The organism is Paenibacillus sp. FSL H8-0034, assembly GCF_038000305.1.
In the GTDB taxonomy this organism is placed as follows: Bacteria; Bacillota; Bacilli; order Paenibacillales; family NBRC-103111; genus Paenibacillus_S.
The window spans coordinates 1,245,728-1,263,786 of the sequence record NZ_JBBOBS010000001.1; the positions used below are offsets into that span (position 1 = coordinate 1,245,728).

Below are 18,059 nucleotides of genomic sequence, written 5' to 3' on the forward strand. Positions count from 1 at the left end.
GTATCCAAACCTGCTTGGTCAACAATCACAAAGTTGTCATTGTCCAAGCATAGCTTGTCTACACTCACGATTCCGTTTTTTTAACTTAGCTCATTTTTCGCTCTATCCCATCACATGATCTGGTCAGTGTAAAAAAGGAGATGTCTACTACTATGCGACAGCCTGATCTGAACGGTCCTATGAACCTAACCTATAGAAGCACTGAAGAACTCAAAATCGTTAAAGGCCAGCCGCTTCACATACACACAGCCACTGAGTATGCTTTTGCTTTTGTGATGCAGCACAAAGTGAAGGTGACGCTGAGAACCTCCCGTAAGCCCATGATCGGTAATGCGCTCAGTGGAGAAATTTTTCTGATTCCTGCCCATTGCCAGTGCAAGCTGGAACAGACCGCGAGTCAGATGGTGACGATCATCGTCATCCGGTTTAGCCAAGATACACCTCAGCAGCAAGCCAAGGGAAAAGCGGATTATCAGACCATGGACGCGCTGCTCTCCGATGACTTCCATCCATTCCGCACACCGCAGGTCCGCAGCTGGATTCATGATTTTATGAGTGAAAATGAGTACGTGGAAACCGCGTTGTATTACCAGCTCCAATCCCATTTATACGCGATAGCTGCCTGTTATCTGGAATCGGTGCAAAAGCCGAAGGAAACGCAAACCGACCTGATCATTTTTGTCGAACAGGCACGTCAACTCATGCTGGAACAATACAATCATCCGTTGGACATTGAAGAGCTTGCCAAATCCTCGGGTTCGAGTCCCAGTCGGTTCTATATGGCTTTCAAAGAGCAGACTGGGCTCAGTCCGCACAAATATATGACCAAAATCCGTATGGACGCTTCGCTTCACCTGCTGGCAGGAGGGACAACATCCATTGTAGAGGCCGCCCACGCTGTCGGTTATCTCGATGAGTACTATTTTAGCCGCTTGTTTAAGAAGCACATGGGGATGACGCCAACCGAATATACCGCGCGTGCGAAGAAAAAAGTTGCTAATCTCAACGGTGTTTTTGCCGGTGATCTTGCTGTTCTAGGTATGACCTCGTATATATCGTTCGAGCGGACTTGGCGGGAAAATAATCCGGAGCTTGTCCTGGAGCAGCTTGCCATTGCCCAGCCGGAATTGATTATAAGCGGGCCGACCACGAACGAGTATTATGAGAAGCTTTCAGAGATTGCCCCGGTTGTTGTGCTTCATTGGAAGGAATATTCATGGAAAGAGCGGCTGCTGGACATTAGTGAGCTGTTAGGACTGGCATCAATCGCAGAATGGTGGCTATCCTATTACGATATGAAGGTGGAAAATGCCCGCCGTCATGTGAAAAATGTGCTTGGTAATGAACCGTTTCTTGTTGTCCATGCGGTGGAGGGCGGATTTTATTTGTTTGGAATGAAATCTAGAAAGCTGAGAGAAATTTTTTATGAGGATCTACAGGTCACCCCGCCGTCTCCAGCCAAGCAGATCAGCCTGATGAAGGTCGATAAGCTTGAAGAAATTGCTGAGCTCGATTGCGAAAATGTATTGTTCCTGATGCATTCTTCGACAACAGAAGCTTTTTGCGTGGAGCTTGAAAATCAGTGGTGCGTCTTGAAGCCGAGTCGCCTCAAAAAACGATGCCTGTTTCTTCGTGAATATGATTCACCGCTCTACAATCCGATAGTCAATGAGAGTCTGGTGGAGCAAATGGTAAAACAATTGCTTGTCAGAATGGACTAAAACCAGCATAAATGGCGATGTCTGCCTGTGTACAAATAGGAATATCCAAGCCCCCTGCAGAAAAGTCCATTCTCAGCAGAGGGTGGCTGTTTTATGATATCGAAGTGAGAATGATTATTACTATCACGTTTTCACCTTATTAGCAGTTCAAACTGATCTTGACCACATTCTGGGGGAAGAAATATGAACTTAGCAGAGCTTTTAAAAGAAAGACGGTCCGTCCATCGGTTTCAAAACCGTGAGGTTCCCGTTGAGCTTGTAACCGAACTGCTTGATACCGCAGTATGGGTGCCAAATCACAAGATGACACAGCCTTGGCGGTTTGTGATTGTCCGTGGAGAAGGGCGCAAGCGGATCGCGGAAATCAGTCGCAACAACGTGGGAAAGAGAGAGAGAGACCCTGAGAAAGCCAAGGAGCTCGGACAAAAATTTTACGATAAATTTATGGCGGTACCCACGTTCGTTGTCGTTGTGATGAAAGAAAATCCGTCTATTAGCGTTCGTGAGGAGGATTATGCCTCTACAAGCTGCCTCATTCACAACTTTAGCCTGTTAGCTTGGGAGCAGGGCATTGGCTTGGTATGGGAGAGCTATCCGCTGCTGTCTGACCCTGGATTCCGTGAAGCCTTGGGCATCGAGCCGGGTGAAAGAGCAATAGGCAGTTTACATGTAGGTTATCCGGAGCAAATTCCGAACGCACAACCGAGAATTCCCGCTGCTGAACGCATTACGGTCATCGATCAAGCCTTATGAAACAGAGATATTTGATCATAGCGATTGTGATTTTATCATTTTGTTCGGTGTTCATAGGTGTGAAGGACATCAGTCCCTTGCATCTGCTGAGTCTGACGGAGGAGCAGTGGGAAATTCTGCTGATCAGCCGTTTTCCGCGTTTGATCAGTCTCATTATTGCTGGCGTCAGCATGAGTGTGATTGGTCTCATTATGCAGCAGCTGACCCGTAATAAATTCGTCTCGCCAACAACGGCAGGGACTGAGGATTCGGCGCGCTTTGGGATTTTGGTTTCCTTAATGATGTTTACAACTGCCAGTCCAATGCAAAAAATGCTCGTTTCCTTTGCCTTTGCCCTGCTCGGTACATTCATTTTTATGAAAATTCTCGACAAGGTCAAGTACAAGGACGTTATTTTCATCCCTCTGGTGGGGCTGATGTTCGGGCAGATCGTTGGTTCGACGACTACGTTTTTTGCTTACAAGCATGATCTTATTCAAAGCATCTCGGCTTGGCTGCACGGAGATTTCTCAATGATCATGAAAGGCCGTTACGAAATGCTGTATATCAGTATTCCGGTCGTGATCATTGCTTATTTGTATGCCAACAAGTTTACCGTAGCGGGTATGGGTGAGGAATTCTCGATTAATCTCGGACTCAACTACAAGCAGGTCGTCAACATTGGGCTGGTTATCGTGGCGTTGGTTACCTCAGTCGTGATTCTGACCGTCGGTATGATTCCGTTTCTTGGGCTGATCATTCCCAATATCGTCACGCTGTATCAAGGCGATCATCTCAAAAAAAGCTTGAGCCATACCGCCTTATTGGGCGCTGCCTTCGTGTTGTTTTGTGACATTCTCGGTCGGGTCATTATTTATCCGTATGAGATCTCGATAGGCCTTACAGTCGGTGTCATAGGGAGCGGGATTTTTCTGTACCTGCTGTTGAGGAGAAAGGCTTATGCATAATAAAGTCAAAATTACGATTTTGGCCGCAGTCGCACTGTCACTTATCATTACGTTTATATTTATTCAATCCGGCACCAACTGGGGTTACGTGCTGCCCAGAAGAGGAATCAAAATTCTTGCCATCGTACTGACGGCTGCTGCTATCGCATTTTCTACCATGGTATTCCAGACGATTACGAATAACCGGATTTTGACGCCAAGTATACTCGGACTCGATTCGCTATATATGCTTTTCCAAACGTTTATCGTTTATTTCTTTGGTTCTGCGGCATTGTCGTTGATGAGCAAGCATATGCATTTTGCAGCTTCTGTGGGCTTGATGGTTGTGTTCTCAGGGGTGCTGTACAAGATCATTTTCAAGCGAGAGGGGCAAAACATCTATTTCCTGCTGCTGATCGGCATTATAATGGGTACTTTGTTCCAAAGCTTCTCGTCCTTTATGCAGGTGATGATTGATCCGAATGAATTTTTGCATGTGCAGGACAAAATGTTTGCCAGCTTTAACAGGATCGGCTCCGATCTGCTTACGGTTTCCTTTATTGTTGTGCTTGGAGTAGCGGTGTATTTCTGGAAATTTGCCAAATACCTGGATGTGCTCTCACTGGGAAAGGAGCATGCGATTAATCTCGGCATCAATTACGATCATGTGGTCAAAAGATTGCTGATTCTCGTCGCTATTCTCATTTCCATATCGACTGCCCTCGTCGGCCCGATCACCTTCCTTGGATTGCTTGTGGCGAATGTGGCCCATCAGATGTTCAGGACGTACCGGCACAGCATATTAATTCCCGGGTCGATTCTGATCAGTATTGTGGCTCTGGTTGGCGGGCAGTTAATCGTCGAGCGGGTATTTACGTTCACAACGACCGTCAGCGTAGTGATTAATCTGATCGGCGGTATTTACTTTATTTATTTGCTGTTAAAGGAGAATAAATCGTGGTAGAAGTAAGGCGGGTATCCAAACGATACGGTAACAAAAATGTCGTCGATGATGTATCAGTTAGAATCGCCAAAGGTAAAATCACCTCATTCATCGGTCCGAACGGAGCAGGCAAAAGCACACTTCTATCCATCGTAAGCCGACTGATCACGAAGGATAGCGGCGAGGTGCTCATCGAGGATACCGAGATTGGCAAGTGGAAGAGCAATGATTTGGCCCGCAAAATATCGATTCTCAAGCAATCCAACCATATCAATATTCGTCTGACCATCAAGGAATTGGTAAGCTTTGGACGCTTTCCCTACTCTCAAGGCAGACTAAGTCCCGAGGATTGGAAGTACGTGGATGAAGCGATTGTCTATATGGATCTGGTGGATATCCAGGACAAATATTTGGATCAATTAAGCGGCGGCCAGCGGCAAAGGGCTTACATTGCTATGGTAGTCGCGCAGAATACGGAATACATATTGCTCGATGAACCGCTGAACAACCTGGATATGAAGCATTCCGTGCAAATTATGAAGGTGCTGCAAAGGATGGTCAGTGAGCTGGGCAAAACGATTGTGCTGGTGCTCCATGACATCAATTTTGCTTCCTGTTATTCCGACTATATCGTAGCACTCAAGGATGGAAGGGTCGTCAGAGAGGGCACGACTGACGAGATCATCGACTCCGAGGTATTAAAGGAAGTTTACGATATGGACATTCAGATTGAAACGATTAACGGCAATAAAATATGTGTTTATTTCTCATAAACAAGCGTTGGCTCCATGAACCAACGTCTGTACATGAGTACAAATAAAAAAACTTATAGAGGTGAACAGAGTGAAAAGAAAATTATCCATGTTTGTTTGTATGTTAATAATTGCCCTTGTTGCTGCTGCGTGCGGTTCGACCGCTTCCAATGAAACTGCCAAAGCTCCGGCTGCAACAACGCCAGCACCTGCTGCGTCCACACCGGCTCCAGCAGCTGAACCTGCCGCTCCGACTGAACTTACGATCAAGCACCAATTGGGTGAAGCCAAGGTCAAAACAAACCCGAAAAAAGTTGTCGTGTTTGACTACGGAATGCTCGATACTTTGGATAAATTAGGCATTGAAGTTACAGGGGTGCCACAATCGAATCTTCCTCCATATCTGGCTAAATACAAAGATGCCAAATATAAAAATGTCGGAACGCTGCAAGAGCCTGATTTTGAAAAAATCAATGCGCTGAGTCCTGACCTGATCCTGATTTCAGGTAGACAGAATGCTTCTTATGCAGAACTTAACAAAATTGCACCGACTGTATTCGTAGGCGTGGATGCGAAGCGTTATATGGATTCATTCACCGAAAACTCCAAAATCATCGGTAAGCTGTTTGGTAAAGAAGCAGCGGTTGATGCAGAATTAGCCAAAATCAATGAATCCATCAAAAAAGTCAATGCCAAAGCCGCAGGCGACAACAAAAAAGCTCTGATCACATTAGTTAGCGGAGGCAAAGTAACCGCATATGGACCGGGCTCACGCTTTGGTATTATCCATGATGTACTGAATGTGGTACCTGTCGAGAAAAACATTGAAGTATCGACACATGGTCAATCCATCTCTTTTGAATACATTGTTGAGAAAAACCCTGACTACCTGTTCGTTGTTGACCGCGAAACCGCTGTAGGTGAAAGCAAAACAACAGCGAAACAAGTGATCGAAAATGAATTGGTTAAGAAAACAAATGCTTTCAAAAACGGTAACATTGTTTATCTGGATCCAAACTACTGGTACTTATCCGGTGGTGGCCTGATCTCCACTGCTGCAATGATCGATGAAGTTGATAAAGGGTTGAAATAGTAAGCAGGCATAACAATAAACAGGAGCAAGCAGCGAGCAGCTGCTTGCTCCTGTTTATTTGTATATACGCTTCACTTATTACTTGGTAGTTTTCTTGGATTCGGTCGTATTTTTGCTGCTCTTGACGATAGGAGTTTGATCCTTATCTTTAGTATCTTTAGCTTTATTCTTGTCATTGGAATCCTTGGACGCCGCCACAGTCTTCTGATCCTTAGCGGGAACCGCTTTATCGTTCTTGGTATTATCCTTATTATCCGAATCCTTCTTGGTACTTGCTGTTGTTGGAGTCTTATTCTTGTCAGCATTGGAGGGGGCGACTGTCGGCTTGCCGTTGTTATCCTTTTTCGTGTCCGCGGGTTTGTCTTTGCTGGACGGTGACTTCACGGCGAGCGCAGCCGCTTTGTCAGCCTCGGCTTTGGCGATTAGGGCTTGCTTCAGGGCCTGTTCCTTATCACGGGCTGCTTTCTCGGCTGCAGCAGCGGCAAGCAGGATGACCTCCTGTTCGCCATTAATTCTTTTGCTGCCTCCACGCACGTAGGCATAACTCTCGGGTTCTTCGAAGTCGGATACGGGAGCATCCTGCAGCGCACGGCTGACGACTTCTTTAAATAAAGCGGCAGGGTACCGACCACCTGTTGTTGATAAATAATGATCTTTGTTCGTTTTTTCATATCCCAGCCATACGGCAGCAACTAGCTCAGGGGTATACCCGACAAACCAGGCATCCTTGGAGCCGTCGATTTGATTGCCGTTTTCATCCTTGAATTCCGGAATGTCGGGAAGCTGAGTCGTACCGGTTTTGCCAGCTACGGGTCGATCCATCTGAGCACTTTGCCCGGTACCGTCATTAACGACCTCTTCAAGCATCCTGGTCATCGTGAAGGCTGTACTGGGGTCCAGCAGCGGCTCCAATACCGGAACCGTCTCGGAGCCGACCAGCTGCCCCTTGCGATCAACGATCTTCGTAATGGCATAAGCCTTGGCCATATTTCCTTGATTGGCGAACATCGTATAGGCTTGTGCCATTGCAAGCGGAGAGGTACCCCTGCTCATGCCGCCCAAGGCTATCCCTAAGGTTCGATCCTCAGGCTGTAGGGTCAGTCCGGCTTTGCTGGCGAAAGCCAAGCCATTATCGATACCGATTTCCTTCAGCAGGGCTACAGCCGGAATATTGTAGGATTGAATCAGGGCATCCTCCAGCGTGACCCAGCCATGAAGCTGACGCATGTAATTCATCGGTGTATAGGAGCCGCCAAAATCGGTTTCCGCGTCAAAGATCTTATCCTTCGGACCGTAGCCCTCGCTTAGTGCAGGCGCATATACTAGAATCGGCTTGATGGCTGACCCCGGCTGCCGTTCATTTTGTGTGGCATAATTGAATTCACGGAACTCCTGCTTCGGATTGCGGGAGCCTACAATGCCAAGTACAGCACCGGTTTGCGGCTGCATCAGTACGATTCCACTCTGCAACCCACCAGCATCCTCGGGGAACAAGGAGGCATCTTTGTATACCTCTTCCGCCGCATTCTGAACTGTGGGAGCCATGGTCGTGTAAATATGGTAGCCGGACGATAAAATCTGCTGTTCCGTTAAGCCGTACTTATCGATGGCTTCGTTAATCACATGATCCACAAAGGATGGATGCTTGGCAACCTTAGGCTCCGTCCGAATGGCAAGCTTGATTTCTTCATTACGGGCGTTATCCCGTTCAGCCTCTGTAATACGGCCCTGCTCTGCCATCAAACTTAATACAAGATTCCTTCGTTCCTTGGCCTGCTCAGGCTTTTTCACAGGTGAATAGTTGGTGGGCGATTTTGGAATGGCAGCAAGCAAGGCACTCTCCGATAAAGTTAATTCCATAGCTTGTTTACCAAAATACGATTCTGCAGCCCGCTGTAACCCCCAAGAACCTTCACCAAAATAAATATAATTCAAATACAGCTCCAGTATTTGATCTTTGGAATACTCTTTTTCGATTTTGATGGAGGCGACAGCTTCATTGATTTTACGGGAATACGTTTGCTCGGGCGAGAATAGCAAAGTCTTGGCAAGCTGTTGAGTAATGGTACTGCCACCTTGAACCGTCTCCCCGGACTTCCAGTTATGATATAAGGCTCGTGCGATTCCATTAAAATCGATGCCTTGATGCTCGCGGAATCGGGCATCCTCCACGGCAATAACTGCTTCCTGCACCGTCTTGGGAAATTGGTCGAGAGGCATATATTCCATCCGCGAATTCGTTAGTTCGGTGATAACGCCCCCGTTGCCGTCATAAAAAACCGTAGAACGCGGAGGCTCCTTACTGAGGGCTGAAATATCGATAGCTCGATATATATTCATATAGGAATTCCAGCACCAAGCGACAGTAGCCGTTCCGAGCCCGGTGAACACGATGAGAAACAGAAGGGACAGCGCTGCGATTTTTAGTTTGATTTGAATAGTCATCTGTTGTTCCCCCATATTAAGTTGTACTAGGGTTCTTACCACTAGAGGGGGTGGGCCAAACATGAAAGCTGATTTAAAGATGATTTGTAGTCATGAAAGGCTACGCACATTGTTCCTCATATTGTATACTGTTCGAAAAATGATGTCTCTTTAGAGGTGTAGTTGGGTACATATCGATGAAATTCAGGATTCGAGTTTCATACGCAGCTTAAATTCCTTCGGGGAGCAATGATTATGTCGTTTAAACAGCTTGTAAAATTGCGCCATATTCGGAATCCCGACAGCCTCGCCTACTTCTACTATACTGACATCCTGGGTGAGCAGCAGACGCTCGGCTTTTTTGATGCGCTTGAAGTTCACATAATCGACGAAGGACAACCCCATTACCTTTTTAAAATATTTAATAAAATAATGGTAGCTCAGGTTGAGTACTGCGCATGCCTGCTCGATCGAGATTTTCTCAGCCATATGCTGCTCCACATAATCCAGTGCTGGCTGCAGGCGTGTCAGCTCATCCCGTTCCGAGCCATGCAGTACACCACGTGTATCATTTCGCAGAAGAAGCAGGAGCAAGCGCCGAATGGAAGCCGTAATGGCAAGCTCACAGCCTTTTTGTTTGGTTTGTGATTCTGTAAAAATGTCCATAATAATATCATGTGCCTGTTTTTGTATATTAGCATGCTCACAGAACATATAGTTAAGAAGCCCAAGCGGGCGGCGGATTTCGCTGAAATAATGCAAATATGGCATTATACTTTCGTCAAAATGCTGAGCCAGATCAAACTGGCATACCAAATAATTAAACGGCTCCACACCTTCCTTCTTGGTGCGATGAAGCTGCGAGCTGCCCAGCACATGGACATCCCCACTCTGCAGCACACGAATATCATGCTTCGTCTGCACGCTGAGCGAGCCTTCAATGATGGCGAGGAATTCAACTTCCTTATGATAATGCCAACGACGTTTCGATGGGGGAACGATTGCGGGGGATTTGCTCGTATCTTCATTTTTCATGACCGTATCGTCATCTGTAATTCGCCATACTTTCAAACGAAGTAACGGATTTTGATAATCGACCAGCTCATTGTGAACTTCTGTTTCTTGCTCCGGAGCCATGAACATATGGATGCTACCTCCAAAATTTAACCGATCAACGATACCAGTATTGGATAATCGATTTGTTTGTATGTATAGATTAGTATAGCATGATTTGATGGGGCGAAGGCGTTTTTGAATAAAGAACACACAGTTTTGAGCATATCATTTTATGGGTATATTCCTATATAATACAGGTTATATTACAAACCAATCGATATGGAGGCTACAATCCCAATGAGTCAAAAGCTGCGTGTTACCGTATGGAATGAATTTCGTCATGAACAGGAAAATGAAGCAATACGTGCTGTCTACCCGAATGGCATACATCAAGTAATCGGTGAGGGCTTGGGAACGGAGCTGGATGTGTCCTATGCGACACTCGATGAGCCTGAGCATGGCTTGACCGAGGAGCGTTTGAACAATACGGATGTGCTGATCTGGTGGGGGCACAAGGCGCATGGCGATGTACAGGATGAGATTGTACAGCGTGTACATAATCGCGTGCTGCATGGAATGGGTCTGATCGTGCTGCATTCAGGTCACTTCTCCAAAATTTTCAAAAAATTGATGGGCACTTCCTGCGATCTGAAATGGAGAGAAGCCGGCGAGAAGGAACGTCTATGGGTCGTATCCCCGGGTCATCCGATCGTCGAAGGCATCGGCTCCTACATTGAATTGGAATCCGAAGAAATGTACGGCGAGCACTTTGATATTCCAGCTCCGGACGAGCTGATCCTGGTCAGTTGGTTTGAGGGTGGAGAAGTGTTCCGCAGCGGCTGCACCTTCCACCGTGGACAAGGGAAGATTTTCTACTTCCGTCCAGGCCATGAATCTTACCCTACCTACTATAATGAGCAGGTGCGCCGTGTTATCCGTAACAGTGTCTATTGGGCTGCTCCGACTACTCGTGAGTATCCGAAGTATGGCAACAGTCAGCCTTTGGAGCCGATCAAGGCGAAAGAGTAAGGGTTAGTTTTATATTACGAGGCTCTAGTGGCTCCACAACAAATCAGCTGCACCCGGTTATCTGGGCGCAGCTGATTTTGCGTCATGCAGCTTTACGGATGTTCCTTCAGCAGAGAGGGTGGAGATAACGATGGTATGAAAGTGCGGCCTTGGTTAGCGTGCTTTCCGGCGTTTGCCGCGGTTTTTACTCGTGCTCTTGCCGCTGGTGCGTTTACGACGTCGGCGGCGAAGCGGGGCATCGCTATCGCCATCCTTTTTCTTTTTACCGAAGGAGCCCATCAGTACCTTAACGAGCGGTGCCATCTGCTGTACGCTCTGGACCATCTTTTGCACCTTGCCCATGGTGTCCATAATGCCATCGATTCCACCAAGACGATCAAATACTTGCTTCATTTGAGCAATATTGATTGCGCTGCTGGCCCCTGTAGCTGCTCCTGAACCGGCTGCACCGCCTCCGCCGAAGAAAGAAGTCAGCTTACTAAGTGCTCCACCCCCACCGCTGGCTGGCGGAGTTGGTGGTGCTGCTTGCAATACCTGTGGCGTATACTGGGGCTGTGGTGTGTAGGAGTTGGTGCCGATCCCCGGATACGGATTGGGAAGCTGTGTCCCCAAAGAATAGGATGGAGGTTCTTGTGTGAAGCTGCGGGTATTCACGCCTCGATTTCCTATAGGTGGTCTTTGTATGCTCACCGGATTCACATTCCTTTTTTGGTTTGGTTATAGACGATTGCCCTTATGTAGTTTATGTGGTAGGCGAATGGATGGATTGGACTCCTGTCACGGTTTTTTGGTTTTTTTCCTGATTTTAGCCCATTAACGCATAAAAAGAGTAACGTATTGCTAACCTAAAGGAAGGAATTTTACAGTGCATGTCGAATACATCCATTATAGGATTTTAGAAGACCATCAAGGGGTTGAATGAACATGCAATTGAAAAAGCTAAACGACAAAGCGATCGATCAACTGTTTGAATCGATTTTGACATTAAAAGATGTGGAAGAGTGTTACGTTTTTTTTGATGACTTGTGTACGGTTAATGAAATTCAATCCTTGTCCCAGCGGCTTGAGGTCGCCAGAATGCTGCGCAAGGGCAACACATATAACCAGATCGAAGCCGAGACGGGTGCCAGTACGGCGACAATTTCCCGGGTTAAGCGTTGCCTGAATTATGGCAATGACGGTTATAAGCTCGCTTTGGAGCGCATAGGACGCTGAATCAGACAGATTGCTTGCTCACTTGGCTGCAAGACAGGTTTGGGATTCGAAACGATCACTAGTGGAAGGCTTAGTTACTTGATCGTATTTCAAGAAACGGATGAAGCGGATGCTAAAGACTGGTAAGGTCGCTTTGCCACAGGTTAGGGGGCTGCTGAGGCAGACTCCTTTTTTGTTTTTGACCATGAATGACTTTGGAGCAGGCTTTACAGATACGGTGCCCTCCATAGGATATAGCAACTTACCACCAGATGCGACTATTGGCATGTTTACCTATTTGGGATGGGTAGATTTGTGCTATAATGGAAGAAACAGCGGCAAAATTAACGGAGGGGCACCGAAGCGCTTCTTTTTTGTTACGAGAGAGGGGTAGGTCTTTGGTCACATATGGTGTATTGGTTATTAGCCATGGCTCGCGCAGTGAGCATTGGGTTCGACTGGTTGACGAAGCCGTCAATGCGGTGCAGGTACCGACGGGGATACCGGTGTTTTCCAGCTTTCTAGAAATTGTCGAGGGTAGGCTCATTCAGGATGGAATTACGCATCTGGAGTCATTGGGTGTAACAGATATTATCGTGGTGCCGTTATTTATTTCCTCAGGGAGCACACATATCGACGAAATCAGCTATGCGCTTGGCGTTAAGCCTGAACCGATTCTTCCGACGGATATGACACCCTTTGCTATTCGGGCCGTCATTCATTTTACAGCACCGATTGATGATGATCCTGTTATTGCTCAAATATTGTATGAAAAAATGAAGCCGCTGTCAGCAGCTCCTTCCCAGGAGCTTGTGCTGTTGGTCGGTCATGGCAGTATAGAACGAAATTTTCATCTTCTGTGGCGCAGAGGGTTAGAGAAATTAGCTTCAAGGTTAAAAGAATGTGGAGGCTTTGATGAGGTGGATGTAGCGATGCTGCTGCCCAACCAGATTCCAGCCAAAATGGATCGTTGGCGCAAGCTGAAACCAGACCATACGGTGCTGGTGGTACCGCTTTTTCTCAGTGAGGGATATTTTACAAACGAGGTCATTCCTGAGCGGCTGCAAGGATATACTTATCAATATAATGGGAGGTCGTTGCTTCCTCATCCGCTGTTGTCAAGGTGGATTGAGCAGCAAACGGCTCCTTTTTGGAAACGTTAGGATTGCAATATATGTGAACGGGTGATTAAGGAATGGCCAAACGTGCAAGATTAATATATAATCCAACCTCTGGCAGAGAGGAAATGAGAAAACGTCTGCCGGAAATTTTGCAGCAGCTCGAACGCGGCGGGATTGAAACCTCCACTCATGCGACGATCGGCGAGGGCGACGCTACACTGGCTGCAGCTGATGCAGTCGAACGCGGCTTCGATATTATTATCGCGGCGGGTGGGGATGGTACCCTGTACGAGGTTATCAACGGCGTAGCCGAGAAGGCATACCGGCCTCCCATCGGAATTCTTCCACTCGGAACGACCAATGATTTCGCTAGGGCGCTCAACATTCCACGCAGCTGGGAAGGCGCGGTTGACGTGATCCTGCAGCAGCATGCGCAATACATTGATGTCGGCAAAATGGATCAACGGTATTTTATTAACATCGCGGGTGGCGGCTCCCTGACAGAGCTGACCTATGAAGTGCCCAGCAAGCTGAAAACGATGATCGGCCAAATGGCTTACTATATGAAGGGGCTGGAAAAGCTGCCTCGCTTAAGCCCGATTGAGCTCTACATCCGTACAGATGATAATGATTTTCATGAAGAGGTCATGCTGTTCCTTATCTCCAACAGCAACTCTGTCGGTGGCTTCGAGCGACTGGCGCCGGACGCTTCCCTGAACGACGGCTTGTTCGATGTGCTGATTCTCAAAAAGTGCAATCTCGCCGAATTTATCCGCGTCGTGTCGTTAGCGCTGCGTGGTGAGCATCTGGGAGATCCTAATATTATTTACCTGCAAACACGCTCGATCCAGGTCAGCTCACCGGATTACGTACAAATTAATTTGGATGGTGAATTCGGCGGAACGCTGCCATGCACGTTTACAAACCTGCCCTCCCATGTGCAAATTTTTGTGGATGAGAGTGGATTATCGGTATACAAGTAATTCCAGTGGTAATTACTCATATAGGCAAATATAATCGTGGTAATCAATGACCAGTTTTATGACAAGTTCGGCTGTTAATAACGAATTTATGTCGCACAGGAGTCTGTTCAATGGATGAGTAAGGGTGAGCGTGCTTCACCGGTTTACTTTCAATGGACAGGCTCTTGCCGTGCAGATCAGGAAATACAAATATGGAGTGAACGGATATGAATAGAAAGAATGGCAAGAGTGGCTATAAAAAAGATCGGTCCGGCAAGGATGCGAATAAAGTGGGCAGCTCAGGCACTCTACTGAATTCGAATCGGGGATTGAGAAGCAGGACTGCGCCAAGTGTAGATACAACGGATTTGCCGGTTGCCAGGAACGAGGAGTATGAGGCCGAGATCGTCGGCATCGGACATGAAGGTGAAGGGGTAGGCCGCGTGAATGGCTTCACCCTTTTTATTAAAGGTGCGCTTCCGGGCGAGCGAGCGCTTGTTAAGGTGATGAAGCTGAAAAAGCAGTACGGTTATGCGAAGCTGCTGCGAATTGTGAAGTCCAGCCCAGACCGCATCAAGGCTCCCTGTCCCATCTATGTGCAGTGCGGCGGATGTCAGCTACAGCACTTAAGCTACGAGGCGCAGCTGGGCTTCAAGCGTCAGCTTGTCGTCGACAATCTGGAGCGAATCGGGAAGCTGAAGGTGGCTGAGAATGGAGCGGAAAAAGCTGACGCTGACGGAGGTATCATCGTTCATGCAGCGATGGGTATGAACGATCCGTGGAGGTATCGCAATAAAGCACAGGTGCCTATCGGACAAGCTGGCGCTCAGCCCGCTTTGGACTTGAGCGGCAGTGGCGAAGCCGTGCCTGCGGTTATGGAAGGCGGCTTAGTTGGCGGCTTTTATGCACAAGGTACTCATCGTATTATCGATATGGAGGCTTGCCTGATCCAACAGGAGAATAACGACCGCGTCGTGTCCGAGGTTAAGCGGATCGTCCGCGAGCTGGGTATCCGTCCGTATAACGAAGAAACCCATAAAGGCCTGCTGCGTCATGTCGTAGCCCGCTATGGTTTTAATACCGGAGATATTATGGTCGTCCTGATTACCAATGGTCATGACATCCCGCACAAGGATGAACTCGTGGGCCTGCTTCGTGCGGCGATTCCCGGCATCAAGAGTATTTGCCAGAACGTGAACAGAGAACAAACGAACGTTATCTTCGGTGAGCAGACAAAAGTACTATGGGGCGACGATGTAATCTACGATACAATCGGAGATATCCGATTCGCGATATCCGCGCGATCGTTTTTTCAAGTGAATCCTGTACAGACGGAGGTTCTGTACGGCAAGGCACTTGAATTCGCCGGCTTGAGCGGCGAAGAGACGGTGATCGATGCCTACTGCGGCATCGGCACGATCTCGCTCTTCCTGGCGCAGCGTGCGCGCCAGGTGTACGGCGTCGAAATCGTCGAGGAAGCTATCGACGATGCGCGGCGCAATGCGCTGCTGAACGGCATTAGCAACGTTCAGTTCGAAGCCGGCCCAGCCGAGGTCGTCATTCCCAAATGGCGTCGTCAGGGCATCAGCCCCGACGTCATCGTGGTCGACCCGCCGCGCAAGGGCTGCGATGCGGCTCTGCTATCGACGATTCTGGAGATGCAGCCGAAGCGCGTGGTGTACGTATCCTGTAATCCATCGACGCTGGCGAGGGATCTAAGGGTGCTGGAGGATGGTGGGTATCGGACGGTGGAGGTGCAGCCGGTGGATATGTTCCCGCATACGGTGCATGTGGAGTCGGTCATATTGATGGTTCGAAAATGAGATGTGGCAGATTCGCTCAAATGTAATGTTGATGAAGGTTTAGTAGACTTACCTCAGCTGAGAGAGCGCTTCGCTGGCAGCGATGAGGTCAGGGGTTCGATCCCCCTAGGCTCCATACCGAAAAAAGCCGCTAAACACAAGGGTTTCCAAGCGTTTGGCGGTTTTTTCTATGCCTGAAAAGGCGGCGATTTGAGGCTGTGGTCACACGTTTGGTCACACTAAGAGATATTTGGGTGATATTTCGGCTTTTTCGGGGGCTGATGGGATTCGATCAGAACATTACTTTTTCGCAAAGAGAAGCAATCGCCCTGTCCTCTGATGAAGGCAGGGCAATTCATTTTGTACCGCTCTGAAAGCTCTGTTGAGAGGCGGTCAGTAGCTTGAGGGCTAATTATTGAATCGTCATAGACGATTCAGAACCGGGATCGAATAAGCTACTCGGTGGAATGGAGGAGAAAGCTTCTTTTTCCTTTTTCTCATGCTTTGTTCCAAACAGCATGTTACCGTACTGAATTGAAATTTCCTTGTGAACGGATGGTAATACATGAGAATAGGTGTCGAGGGTCACTCTAATATCGGAATGCCCAAGAATTTCCTTCACAATTTTCGGATTAATATTACTGCTAAGCATTAATGTGGCAACCGTATGCCTTAAATCGTGGAAGCGGATTTTAGGGACGTCGGCCTTCTTCATCAGGTCATAAAACGTGCGGAGGAGATTGCGAGGATTGACAGGGGTTCCAATCTTGGTGCATATGACTAAATCATTGTCTTGGAAGAACGCTCCGGCAGAGCTCCGTTTCTTTTCGTATTTCTTTTTCTGCTCTTTCAAATCTCCAAGAGTTCGATCAATCAGTGTAATATTTCGCATACTTGATTTCGTTTTGGTATCCTGATATATCTGCTTTCCATCATGGCTGAGAGTTTGACGAACATAAAGCACGCCTTGTTCAAGATCTACGTCTTTCCATCTCAGCGCTAATATTTCAGATTGCCGCATTCCGGTGGTCAGCGCTAGCAGAAATGCAAGATGCAATTCATATGTCTCACAAAGTTTGAGGAATCGCACAGACTCGTCCAGATTCCATACGCTCATTTCCTTTCTCGGGACTTTAGGTGCTTCTGCCTCTGCTGCCGGGCTGTAGGAAAGATGTTTACGTTTTACAGCCGTTTGGAACGAGCTTTTTACAATTTTATGAATGTCCTGAATCGTCCGCTCCGACAACCCTTTGGTTTGGAACAAGTGTGCATAAAATTTCTCGATCATTTGCGTGGTGATTTTGCTCATCTCTTGATTTTGAAAATAAGGCTTGATGTGATTCAGAATGTTCTGCTTGTATGTTCCTAATGTAACGGGTCGCAGCTTTAGAGCTTTACTGTCCAACCATTCGCCTTCGAGAAATTCATGATACTTGATCTTGGCATTCTTGATATACGTTTTGTCATCGACTTGCTGCAAAAGCTTCCGCATTTCTCTCGCTGCTTCCTTCTCCGTTCGAAAGCCACGGCGTTTAATTTGCATTCGTTTGCCGTTCTCATCCTTTCCGGCGCTTACTACGAACCAATAGGTTCCGTTCGTTTCATCTTTGTTAATTTTTGTCTGCATATTTAATACCTCCAATATTTTTGATTACAATTGTGTTAGAGGACAAATTATTTTGAATTGGAAACCGAGCGAACGGAGGATTCAATTAATGCATCTCTTTCATAGCGTAGCCGCTGTATTTCGACTTTAATTGCAACTCTTCGTGTGGAATGGGTTGTTCCTTCTCCAAACTCCAAAACCAGCTTTACGTGCCTTCTGGCGAGACTGGCTAGGCGGGAATGAAGATGAACATCCTCAAGAGCGGCCCATAGCTGTTTGTTCATTGCGGACACCTCTTTCGCAAATATCAGGGAAACAAAAATATCCCGCAGCGATTGCTGCGGGATACTGCTCCTTTTTTTAAGTTTGGTTTTATTTCGTTGCTGCCTCGCGTGGTTACCGAAAACTGTTTAGAACATACTCCTGAACGCTTTGCTTAGGGATTCTGTAAGTACGTCCTATTTTAACCGATTTAATCTGATTGCTCTTCAGCAGATAATAAGCTGAATTTCTGCCTATACAGAGCATCTCCATTAGTGTTTCAACAGTAACGATATCATCGTAATCGTAAAACAATAGTCATTCCTCCTTCTCCAAGGTATAATATAGAAACGAAAATCAGGGGAACACGAAATGAGATTGGCAAAGTTTATGTGGTCCCCTGTTTCATTTGTTTG

Annotated in this window: 18 protein-coding genes; 12 read left to right on the plus strand and 6 right to left on the minus strand. The window is 47.2% G+C overall.

All coding sequences use genetic code 11. From position 1 onward, the window contains the following. Positions 1 to 152 precede the first annotated feature (152 nt). From NST47_RS05660 to NST47_RS05685, 6 genes are all read left to right on the plus strand, one after another. Positions 153 to 1,721 (plus strand): AraC family transcriptional regulator, encoded by a 1,569-nt coding sequence (locus NST47_RS05660; protein WP_341154259.1) that lies wholly within the window; start codon positions 153 to 155, stop codon positions 1,719 to 1,721. 183 nt (positions 1,722 to 1,904) lie between these two features. Further along, positions 1,905 to 2,474 carry a nitroreductase family protein gene (locus NST47_RS05665; protein ID WP_341154260.1) on the plus strand — a complete coding sequence of 190 codons (570 nt, stop codon included), beginning with the start codon at positions 1,905 to 1,907 and terminating at the stop codon, positions 2,472 to 2,474. Further along, a complete protein-coding gene (locus NST47_RS05670) occupies positions 2,471 to 3,421 on the plus strand; it encodes an ABC transporter permease (RefSeq protein ID WP_341154261.1) in 951 nt (316 codons plus the stop codon). The genes NST47_RS05665 and NST47_RS05670 overlap by 4 nt, the downstream gene beginning before the upstream one ends. After that, positions 3,414 to 4,364: an iron chelate uptake ABC transporter family permease subunit gene (locus NST47_RS05675; protein ID WP_341154262.1), complete on the plus strand. Its 951-nt coding sequence runs from the start codon at positions 3,414 to 3,416 to the stop codon at positions 4,362 to 4,364. The genes NST47_RS05670 and NST47_RS05675 overlap by 8 nt, the downstream gene beginning before the upstream one ends. Further along, entirely contained in the window at positions 4,358 to 5,116 is a 759-nt protein-coding gene (locus NST47_RS05680) for an iron ABC transporter ATP-binding protein (protein WP_341154263.1), read from the plus strand. The genes NST47_RS05675 and NST47_RS05680 overlap by 7 nt, the downstream gene beginning before the upstream one ends. A 100-nt stretch (positions 5,117 to 5,216) precedes the next feature. Beyond that, entirely contained in the window at positions 5,217 to 6,188 is a 972-nt protein-coding gene (locus NST47_RS05685; RefSeq protein WP_341154264.1) for a siderophore ABC transporter substrate-binding protein, read from the plus strand. A 78-nt stretch (positions 6,189 to 6,266) separates the two neighbouring features. Here NST47_RS05685 and NST47_RS05690 read toward each other — a convergent pair whose 3' ends face one another. Beyond that, positions 6,267 to 8,633 carry a PBP1A family penicillin-binding protein gene (locus NST47_RS05690; protein WP_341154265.1) on the minus strand — a complete coding sequence of 789 codons (2,367 nt, stop codon included), beginning with the start codon at positions 8,631 to 8,633 and terminating at the stop codon, positions 6,267 to 6,269. Between the two features lie 183 nt (positions 8,634 to 8,816). Beyond that, positions 8,817 to 9,755, minus strand: coding sequence for a helix-turn-helix domain-containing protein (locus NST47_RS05695; RefSeq protein WP_341154266.1), 939 nt, complete (start codon positions 9,753 to 9,755; stop codon positions 8,817 to 8,819). A 210-nt stretch (positions 9,756 to 9,965) separates the two neighbouring features. Between NST47_RS05695 and NST47_RS05700 the strand changes: the two genes are divergently transcribed. Beyond that, positions 9,966 to 10,697: a ThuA domain-containing protein gene (locus NST47_RS05700; protein WP_240420447.1), complete on the plus strand. Its 732-nt coding sequence runs from the start codon at positions 9,966 to 9,968 to the stop codon at positions 10,695 to 10,697. A gap of 153 nt (positions 10,698 to 10,850) precedes the next feature. Here NST47_RS05700 and NST47_RS05705 read toward each other — a convergent pair whose 3' ends face one another. After that, on the minus strand, positions 10,851 to 11,351 hold the full coding sequence (locus tag NST47_RS05705) for a hypothetical protein (protein ID WP_341154267.1): 501 nt from the start codon (positions 11,349 to 11,351) through the stop codon (positions 10,851 to 10,853). Between the two features lie 270 nt (positions 11,352 to 11,621). On the opposite strand from NST47_RS05705, the gene NST47_RS05710 reads away from it, so the two are divergent. The 5 genes from NST47_RS05710 (at position 11,622) to rlmD (ending at position 15,797) form a co-directional block, all read left to right on the plus strand. Next, positions 11,622 to 11,912, plus strand: a complete 291-nt coding sequence (locus tag NST47_RS05710; protein WP_076235767.1) for a YerC/YecD family TrpR-related protein — start codon at positions 11,622 to 11,624, stop codon at positions 11,910 to 11,912. 109 nt (positions 11,913 to 12,021) lie between these two features. After that, entirely contained in the window at positions 12,022 to 12,285 is a 264-nt protein-coding gene (locus tag NST47_RS05715; protein ID WP_341154268.1) for a hypothetical protein, read from the plus strand. A 4-nt stretch (positions 12,286 to 12,289) separates the two neighbouring features. Continuing rightward, the gene (locus NST47_RS05720) at positions 12,290 to 13,054 is read left to right on the plus strand and encodes a sirohydrochlorin chelatase (RefSeq protein ID WP_341154269.1); all 765 of its coding nucleotides are present in this window, start codon (positions 12,290 to 12,292) and stop codon (positions 13,052 to 13,054) included. Positions 13,055 to 13,086: 32 nt separating this feature from the next. Beyond that, positions 13,087 to 13,995: a diacylglycerol kinase gene (locus NST47_RS05725; protein WP_341154270.1), complete on the plus strand. Its 909-nt coding sequence runs from the start codon at positions 13,087 to 13,089 to the stop codon at positions 13,993 to 13,995. 206 nt (positions 13,996 to 14,201) lie between these two features. Then, entirely contained in the window at positions 14,202 to 15,797 is a 1,596-nt protein-coding gene (gene rlmD, locus NST47_RS05730; RefSeq protein ID WP_341154271.1) for a 23S rRNA (uracil(1939)-C(5))-methyltransferase RlmD, read from the plus strand. Between the two features lie 391 nt (positions 15,798 to 16,188). Here rlmD and NST47_RS05735 read toward each other — a convergent pair whose 3' ends face one another. The 3 genes from NST47_RS05735 to NST47_RS05745 all read right to left on the minus strand — a co-directional run bounded on the left by NST47_RS05735 (position 16,189) and on the right by NST47_RS05745 (position 17,958). Further along, entirely contained in the window at positions 16,189 to 17,403 is a 1,215-nt protein-coding gene (locus NST47_RS05735; RefSeq protein WP_341154272.1) for a site-specific integrase, read from the minus strand. A 47-nt stretch (positions 17,404 to 17,450) separates the two neighbouring features. Then, the gene (locus NST47_RS05740) at positions 17,451 to 17,666 is read right to left on the minus strand and encodes a hypothetical protein (protein WP_341154273.1); all 216 of its coding nucleotides are present in this window, start codon (positions 17,664 to 17,666) and stop codon (positions 17,451 to 17,453) included. Between the two features lie 112 nt (positions 17,667 to 17,778). Next, positions 17,779 to 17,958, minus strand: coding sequence for a helix-turn-helix domain-containing protein (locus tag NST47_RS05745; RefSeq protein ID WP_341154274.1), 180 nt, complete (start codon positions 17,956 to 17,958; stop codon positions 17,779 to 17,781). Positions 17,959 to 18,059: the final 101 nt, after the last annotated feature.